Source organism: Stagnihabitans lacustris (assembly GCF_025950525.1).
In the GTDB taxonomy this organism is placed as follows: Bacteria; Pseudomonadota; Alphaproteobacteria; order Rhodobacterales; family Rhodobacteraceae; genus Stagnihabitans.
Genome location: NZ_JAPDGS010000006.1, coordinates 237,018 through 244,954, shown reverse-complemented (window position 1 = coordinate 244,954; position 7,937 = coordinate 237,018). Strand labels below are relative to the sequence as shown.

Annotated in this window: 6 protein-coding genes; 5 read left to right on the top strand and 1 reads right to left on the bottom strand. The window is 64.5% G+C overall.

The window, feature by feature from the left end; translation table 11 throughout:
* Positions 1-323 precede the first annotated feature (323 nt).
* Positions 324-1,580 carry an ROK family transcriptional regulator gene (locus tag NX862_RS15295; RefSeq protein ID WP_264494791.1) on the bottom strand — a complete coding sequence of 419 codons (1,257 nt, stop codon included), beginning with the start codon at positions 1,578-1,580 and terminating at the stop codon, positions 324-326.
* Between the two features lie 213 nt (positions 1,581-1,793).
* Here NX862_RS15295 and NX862_RS15290 point away from each other — a divergent pair, with 213 nt between their 5' ends.
* From NX862_RS15290 to xylA, 5 genes are all read left to right on the top strand, one after another.
* Positions 1,794-2,819, top strand: coding sequence for a substrate-binding domain-containing protein (locus tag NX862_RS15290; RefSeq protein ID WP_264494790.1), 1,026 nt, complete (start codon positions 1,794-1,796; stop codon positions 2,817-2,819).
* 162 nt (positions 2,820-2,981) lie between these two features.
* Positions 2,982-4,298 (top strand): sugar ABC transporter permease, encoded by a 1,317-nt coding sequence (locus tag NX862_RS15285; protein ID WP_264494789.1) that lies wholly within the window; start codon positions 2,982-2,984, stop codon positions 4,296-4,298.
* Positions 4,299-4,310: 12 nt separating this feature from the next.
* On the top strand, positions 4,311-5,075 hold the full coding sequence (locus tag NX862_RS15280) for an ATP-binding cassette domain-containing protein (protein WP_264494788.1): 765 nt from the start codon (positions 4,311-4,313) through the stop codon (positions 5,073-5,075).
* Positions 5,075-6,511 (top strand): xylulokinase, encoded by a 1,437-nt coding sequence (gene xylB, locus NX862_RS15275; protein WP_264494787.1) that lies wholly within the window; start codon positions 5,075-5,077, stop codon positions 6,509-6,511. The genes NX862_RS15280 and xylB overlap by 1 nt, the downstream gene beginning before the upstream one ends.
* A gap of 21 nt (positions 6,512-6,532) precedes the next feature.
* On the top strand, positions 6,533-7,834 hold the full coding sequence (xylA, locus tag NX862_RS15270; protein WP_264494786.1) for a xylose isomerase: 1,302 nt from the start codon (positions 6,533-6,535) through the stop codon (positions 7,832-7,834).
* Positions 7,835-7,937 lie beyond the last annotated feature (103 nt).

Here is a 7,937-nt window from a genome sequence, read left to right as displayed (position 1 = left end):
CATGGGGACGCCCCGGGAGGGTTTCACACCCTCCCCGAATCTCATGGGGACGCCCCGGGAGGGTTTCACACCCTCCCGGACCCTCCCGTGGGATATTTATGAAAAGATGAATGAGAGAGTGGCAGACGGAACGGTCGCGCTTTTCGCCGGGCTTGGTCGGCCCGCAGGTTTGCCCCGCCGCATTGCGAGGTAAAGGAGACTGTCGCGCTTTTCGCCGCGTTGGGCTTGGTCGGGCTGGGCTTGGTCGGGCTGGGCTTGGTCGGGCTGGGCTTGGTCGGGCTGGCGCTTTGGCCCCGCCGCGTAGCCCGGGGTAAACCCCGGGTCTATTGCGCCGCCATCTCGCGGGCGCCGTCCAGGGCGCGGTCGCTGACCTCGCCCAAAGCCAGGGCTGCGGCGCCATGGGCCCAGAGCAGGTCGCCCCAGGCGTGGATCTCGATTGGCGGCCGGGGGCGGCCAGAGTTGATCACCAGGTCCTGCATCTCGGCCAGGGTTTCGGCGGCGTAAAGGTAGTCGTATTTCATCCGCTCGCCCGACAGGATGATCAGCGCCGGATCAAAGAGGTTCACCACATTGGCCAGCCCCATCGCCAGATAGCGCCCTGCCCGGCGAAAGATCGACCTTGCCGTCGTGTTGCCCGCCTTGGCGTGCTGATAAAGGCTTTCCAGCAACACAGTCATCGAGGGGCTTTGGCGGTGGTTCAGGTTCAGCGCCGTCAGCGCCTCACGCGCCAGGGCATAGTCGGCCACATAGGCCTCAAGGCAGCCGCGCTGGCCACAGCGGCACAGCGCGCCGTCAAGCTGCACCTTGGTGTGGCCCAGTTCCATCCCCAGACGCTGCGCCCCGCGATAGATCCGATGGTTCATGACAAAGCCCATGCCCACCCCGTGTTCAATCGTCACCACCGCGAAATCGGCCAAGGCCCGCCCGGCGCCGAACCACAGCTCGGCCAGGGCCACCAGGTTCGCATCATTGTCGATGGCGACCGGACAGCCGATCCGGGCCGCCGCCGCGCTGGCCAGGGGCACTTCGCGCTCGACCAGGGTTGAGGACCAATGCACCATCCCCTCGGCATGATCGACAAAGCCCGGAACCCCGATGCCGACGCCCGACAGCGCCGCGGGCGCGATGCCGGCCTTGGCGCAGACCTTGGCCAACAGCTCTTCGACCGAGGTCAAAAGCGCGTCCAGCGTGGCAGGCCCCGGCTCACGCGCGACGGCGTCATCGGCCAGCATGTTGCCCGCGAAATCCACCACGACGGCGGTGTGTTCGCGGTCGGACAGTTTCAGCCCCGCCACGACATGCGCCCCCGCCCGCACCCCCAAGGCCACCGCCGGACGGCCGCGCCCTGCGGCGGCGGGGGTCGCGGTTTCTGCGATGAGGCCGGCCTCGATCAGTTCCTGGGTCATCGTTGTCACAGAGGCGGGCGAGACGCCCAGATCCTTGGCCAATTGCACGCGCGGCACCAACCCATGCGCGCGGATGCGTTCAAAGACCTGCTGGCGGAGCGGCCGCATCTGTTCGGACCAGGGCGTGATCAGCGGACCACAGCCCGAACGCTGCTCTGTGCCTGCCTTGCGCATTTCTTCACCTCTTGAACGAAAACCCATGGGATCGGTCATTATGCCTGCCACATTTGCCGCAGCGCAGCATGAAAACCGCCCCTTTTTCGGTCACCCCAAGAATGATGCGGCAAATATATTTTGACAACTGAAATTATTCACGGCAACGTCCCTCATGCCCCGACGAATCTGCGGGGCGGCCATGCGCTTGGCCACATCCATGGGAGGATAGTAATGCGTAAAGTAGTTCTCGCCGCGCTGCTCGCGGCGACCAGCCTTTCGACGGCAGCTTTCGCCGAAGGCAAAAAGATCGGTGTCTCTTGGGCTCAGTTCCAGGAAGAGCGCTGGAAGATCGACGAAGCCGCCATGAAGGCCGCCATCGAAGCCGCGGGCGACGAATATGTCTCGGCCGACGCGCAATCTTCGGCCGAAAAGCAGCTGTCGGACATCGACGCGCTGATCGCGCAGGGTGTTGATGCGCTGATCATCAACGCCTGGGACAAGGACGCCATCGGGCCGGCCATCGAGAAAGCCGCCGCCGAAGGTATCCCGGTCGTCGGTTACGACCGTCTGATCGAAGACGCCCGCACCTTCTATCTGACCTTCGACAACGTCGGCGTTGGCAAGATCATCGCCGAAGAAGTCATGAAGGCCAAGCCCGATGGCAACTATGCCATCATCCTGGGCGACCCGGGCGATCCGAACGTCAAGTTCCTGCGCGCTGGCATGGAAATGGTGATCGGTGAGGCCGTGAAGGCCGGGACGATCAAGATCGTCGGCGAAGCGAACTCGGACGGCTGGAAGCCCGAGAACGCCCAGAAGAACATGGAACAGATCCTGACCGCGAACAACAACGCGGTGGACGCTGTCCTGTCGGAAAATGACGGCATGGCCGGTGGTGCTGCGGCGGCCTTGGCTGCTCAGGGCCTGAATGTTCCGCTGGGTGGCCAGGACGGCGACCTTGCGGCCATCAACCGCGTTGCCCGTGGCACGCAAACCGTGTCGGTCTGGAAGGACTCGCGTCAACTCGGCAAGGCTGCCGGCGAGATCGCGGCCCAACTGGCTGACGGCGTGGCGCTGGACGCCATCGCGGGTGCCACCAAGTTCGCGGACGGCGAAAAGGGCGTGGAGATGAATGCCATCCTGCTGACCCCCACCGCCATCACCAAGGACACCGTGAACCTGGCGATCGACGCTGGCCACATCACCAAGGAACAGGCCTGCGAAGGTGCTGCTGCCGGCGTGAAGGGCTGCGAATAAGCCTGACTTCGGGCCGGTCCCCCAACAGGGGGCCGGCCTTTTTCTTTGCGCCCGCCCCTTGGGGGGCCTGCTGCAGATCTCCTTCCGGCCAAAGCCGCCCTGCCGTCTCCGGGTTGCGACCCGTGAGCCAAGGTGCCTTTGGCCCCTGATCATGGAATCCTCATGACCGACACATCCCATCGTCCGCAGACCCAGGAGAAAGACGGCCCCATCGCCGCCTTTTTGCGTGCCACAGAGCTTGACCCCCGCCTGATCGGCATGGTCGGCGCGCTGTTCATGATCTGGGTGGGCTTTCACCTTTACGGCGTCTTCGTGCTGGGCGACGGGTCCTTCCTGACGCCGCGCAACCTGTGGAACCTGTCGGTGCAGACCGCCTCCATCGGCATCATGGCGACGGGAATGGTGCTGGTCATCATCACGCGCAACATCGACTTGTCGGTGGGGTCCATCGTCGGCGTGACGGGCATGTATATGGGCCTGTTGCAGGTGGAGTGGCTGCCGCAATGGCTGGGCCTGGGCCATCCGGCAATCTGGGTTGTGACGGTGATCTTCGGCATCGCCATGGGGGCGCTGATCGGGGCCTTTCAGGGCGGGCTGATCGCGTATCTGTCGATCCCGTCTTTCATCGTGACGCTGGGCGGTTTGCTGATCTGGCGCGGCGTGGCCTTTCTGGCCTCGGATGGGCGGACGATCTCGCCGGTGGATGCGACGTTCCAGCTGATCGGCGGCGGGCCTTTCGGGGCGGTCGGCGCCACGGGGTCCTGGATCGTGGCTGCCATTGCGGGCGCGGGCGTCTTGTGGATGATCGTGAACGGCAGGGCCAACCGTAAGCTGCATGGCTTCCCCTTGCGCCCGGTCTGGGCCGAGGTCTTCATGGCCGCCCTGGGTCTGGGCCTGATCATCGGCGCCACGATGGTGGTGAACGCCTATCCCTGGCCCAAGGGCATCTTGAAGCAATATTATGACGCCTTGGGCCAAGAGGTTCCGGCGGATGCCTTCATCAGCCACGGTTACGCCTATCCGGTGCTGATCCTGTTGGTGGTTGCCATCGGCATGACGGTCCTGATGACCCGCACGCGGTTCGGCCGTTATGTCTTTGCCATCGGCGGCAATCCCGAGGCTGCGGCCCTGTCGGGCATCAACACCCGCGCCATGACGGTCAAGATCTTTGCCCTGATGGGTGCGCTGGCGGGGCTTTCGGGCGTCATCGCCTCGGCCCGGTTGAATTCGGCCACCAATGCGCTTGGCGACCTGGACGAACTTTACGTCATCGCCTCGGCTGTTGTGGGCGGCACATCCTTGGCGGGCGGCGTCGGCACCATTTACGGCGCGATCATCGGGGCCTTGGTCCTGGTGTCCTTGCAGACCGGCATGGTCCTGATCGGCTTTGGCGACGGGTCTTACCGGAAAATCGTGATCGGCGCGGCCCTGGTTTTGGCCGTCTATCTCGACATCCTCTACCGCAAACGCATCAAGTAAGGGGACGACATCATGAGCACTTCAAATCGTGGAACGCCTCTGGTCGAGCTGCGCGACATCTCGATCGCCTTCGGTGGCATCAAGGCCGTCGACCATGTGTCGATCGACCTGTATCCCGGCGAGGTCGTGGGCCTGTTGGGTCACAACGGCGCGGGGAAATCGACGCTGATCAAGTGTCTGTCCGGCGCCTATCAGGCCGACGCGGGCGAGATCCTGATCAACGGCGAGAAGGTGACGATCACCAATCCGCGCGATGCCCGGTCGCAAAACATCGAGACGATCTATCAGACGCTGGCCTTGGCCGACAATCTGGACGCGGCCTCGAACCTGTTCCTGGGGCGCGAGATCGTGAATTCCATGGGCTTTGTGGATGAAAGCCGGATGGAGGCCGAGACCCGCAAGATCATGGGCCGGCTGAACCCGAACTTCCGCAAGTTCAACGTGCCCGTGTCTGCCCTGTCGGGCGGTCAGCGCCAGTCGGTGGCCATTGCGCGTGCGGTCTATTTCAACGCGAAAATCCTGATCATGGACGAGCCGACCGCGGCTTTGGGTCCGCATGAGACGCAGATGGTGGCGGAACTGATCCAGGAGCTGAAGGCGCAAGGCATCGGCATCTTCCTGATCGAACACGACATCCATTCGGTGATGAAGCTGTGTGACCGCGCCGCCGTGATGAAGAACGGCCAGTTGGTCGGCACGGTCAAGGTCGACGACGTTACCGACGAAGACATCCTGGGCATGATCATCCTGGGCAAAAAACCGGCAAAGGCTGCGTGATGTATATTGGTCTGGACCTTGGCACTTCGGGTTTGAAGGGCATCCTGATCGACGACAACCAAAAGGTGGTGGCGGAAGCCACCGCCCCCCTGACCGTCCAGCGCCCGCATGAGGGTTGGTCGGAGCAAGAGCCCTCGTCCTGGATCGCGGCGGCCGAAACCGTGCTGGACAAGCTGGCGGCGCAGGGCCTGGGCGCGGTCAAGGGCATCGGCCTGTCGGGTCACATGCATGGCGCGACCGTGCTGGACAAGTCCGATCAGGTGCTGCGGCCGTGTATCCTGTGGAACGATACCCGAAGCCACGAGGAAGCCGCCGAAATGGACGGCGACCCGATCTTTCGCCGGGTGACGGGCAATATCGTCTTCCCGGGCTTTACCGCGCCGAAACTCGCCTGGATGCGCAAGCATGAACCCGCGCTGTGGGACAAGGTTGCCATGGTGCTTTTGCCCAAGGACTTCCTGCGGCTGTGGCTGACGGGCGAACATGTGGGCGAAATGTCGGATGCCGCAGGCACCGCCTGGTTCGACACCGGGGCGCGCGATTGGTCCGATGACCTGCTGGCCGCCGCTGGCCTGACGCGGGCGCAGATGCCGCGGCTGGTCGAAGGGTCACAGGTTTCGGGCGTGCTGCGCGGGGAACTCGCCTCGCGTTGGGGCATGGGGAACGTCGTCGTGGCGGGCGGGGGCGGCGACAACGCGGCCTCGGGCGTGGGCGTCGGCGTGGTCAAGGCGGGGCAGGCCTTTGTGTCTTTGGGCACCTCGGGCGTGCTGTTTGCGGCCAATGACGGCTATCAGCCGGACCCTGCCACGGCGGTGCATACCTTCTGTCACGCCTTGCCGAACACCTGGCACCAGATGGGCGTGATCCTGGCCGCCACCGATGCGCTGAACTGGTATGCGGGGCTGGTGGGGCAGACCGCGGCCACCCTGACCGGCGAACTTGGCCCCCTGCAGGCGCCGGGCAAGGGCCTGTTCCTGCCCTATCTGGGCGGCGAGCGCACGCCCCTGAACGATGCCGCCATCCGTGGCGCTCTACTTGGCCTTGAACATCAGACCGACCGCGCGGCAGGCACCCGCGCCGTGCTGGAGGGCGTGACCTATGCCTTCCGTGACAGCCGCGACGCCTTGGCCGCCACCGGGACCAAGCTGGAAAACGTGCTGGCCGTCGGCGGTGGCTCGCGTTCGGACTACTGGCTGAAGCTGATTGCCACGGCGCTGGATGTGCCGGTGCAACTGCCCGTCGCGGGCGATTTCGGCGGCGCGCTGGGTGCGGCACGGTTGGGCCTGATGGCCGCGACCGGAGCTGGCGCCGAGGTGGCCACCATGCCCCCCATCGCCAGGGTGATCGAGCCCGACCGCGCCCTGACCTCTGCCTTCGATGCCGGACACGCCCGCTTTCGCGCGGCGCAAAAGGCCATCCAGGCGCTTTCCCACTAACTTTGCCCCCATAGGACTGACATGACCGACTTCTTCAAAGGCATCCCGCAGATCAAATACGAAGGCCCGGATTCGACCAACGAATTCGCCTTCCGCCATTACAACCCCGACGAGGTTGTGATGGGCAAGCGCATGGAAGACCACCTGCGCTTTGCCGTCGCCTATTGGCACTCCTTGGCCTATGAGGGCCACGACCCCTTTGGCGGGCGCACGCTGGAGCGTCCGTGGTTTGACGGCGGCATGGAAGCGGCCAAGCTGAAGGCCGACGCGGCGTTTGAGCTGTTCGATATCCTGCAGGCGCCGTTCTATTGCTTCCACGATGCGGATGTGCGCCCCGAAGGCGCAACCTTTGCCGAAAGCAAGCGCAACCTGGACGAGATCGTCGATTACCTTGGCCAGAAGCAGGCGACCCACAAGACCCAGCTTTTGTGGGGCACGGCCAACATGTTCTCGAACCGTCGCTGGATGTCGGGGGCGGCCACCAATCCCGATCCGGATGTCTATGCCTATGCCGCGGCAAGCGTGAAGGCGAACCTGGATGCGACCCACAAGCTGAACGGGGCCAACTATGTCCTGTGGGGCGGGCGCGAGGGCTATGAGACGCTGTTGAACACCGACATGAAGGCCGAGCGTGAGCACGCAGGCCGCTTCCTGCAACAGGTCGTCGAATACAAGCACAAGATCGGCTTCAAGGGCACGATCCTGATCGAGCCCAAGCCGCAAGAGCCCTCCAAGCACCAGTATGACTATGATGTGGCCACGGTTTACGGTTTCCTGAAGCAATTCGGGCTGGAAAACGAAGTGAAGTGCAACATCGAGACCGGCCATGCCTTCCTGGCCGGGCACTCGTTCGAACACGAGCTGGCGACGGCGGCGGCGCTTGGGCTGTTGGGGTCCATCGACATGAACCGCAACGACCTGCAATCGGGTTGGGATACGGATCAGTTCCCAAACAATGTGCCCGAAACCGCAGTGGCCTATTATGAGGTCCTGAAGGCGGGCGGTCTGGGCACCGGCGGCACCAACTTTGACAGCAAGATCCGCCGGCAGTCCTTGGACGCCGAGGATCTGGTGCTGGGCCATGTCGGCGGTATGGACACCTGCGCCAAGGCGCTGAAATCGGCGGCGGCGCTGCTGGAATCGGGCGAGTTGGAAGCCGCCCGCGCGGCGCGCTATGCCGGGTGGAACTCGGACAAGGCCCAGGGGATGCTGAAGGGCTCCTTGGAAGAGGCGGCGGCGCGTGTCACCGCCGAGGGGCTGGAGCCCCAGCCGAAATCCGGCCGGCAAGAGCGGCTGGAAAACCTGTGGAACCGTTACGTCTAAGCGGGGTCCGGGAGAAACCCGCAGCCTTTCGGCCGAGGGTTTCTCCCGGAGGAAGCGGGGGGCTGCGCGCCCCCCGCACCCCCTGCCCAAAGGGGCCCCCGGG

What these genes read in the sequence shown, in the direction of transcription:
- NX862_RS15280 (WP_264494788.1), top strand. Translation starts at nt 4,311, where the DNA reads ATGAGCACTTCAAATCGTGGAACGCCTCTGGTCGAGCTGCGCGACATC.
- xylB (WP_264494787.1), top strand. Translation starts at nt 5,075, where the DNA reads ATGTATATTGGTCTGGACCTTGGCACTTCGGGTTTGAAGGGCATCCTG.
- xylA (WP_264494786.1), top strand. Translation starts at nt 6,533, where the DNA reads ATGACCGACTTCTTCAAAGGCATCCCGCAGATCAAATACGAAGGCCCG.
- NX862_RS15285 (WP_264494789.1), top strand. Translation starts at nt 2,982, where the DNA reads ATGACCGACACATCCCATCGTCCGCAGACCCAGGAGAAAGACGGCCCC.
- NX862_RS15290 (WP_264494790.1), top strand. Translation starts at nt 1,794, where the DNA reads ATGCGTAAAGTAGTTCTCGCCGCGCTGCTCGCGGCGACCAGCCTTTCG.
- NX862_RS15295 (WP_264494791.1), bottom strand. Translation starts at nt 1,580, where the DNA reads ATGCGCAAGGCAGGCACAGAGCAGCGTTCGGGCTGTGGTCCGCTGATC.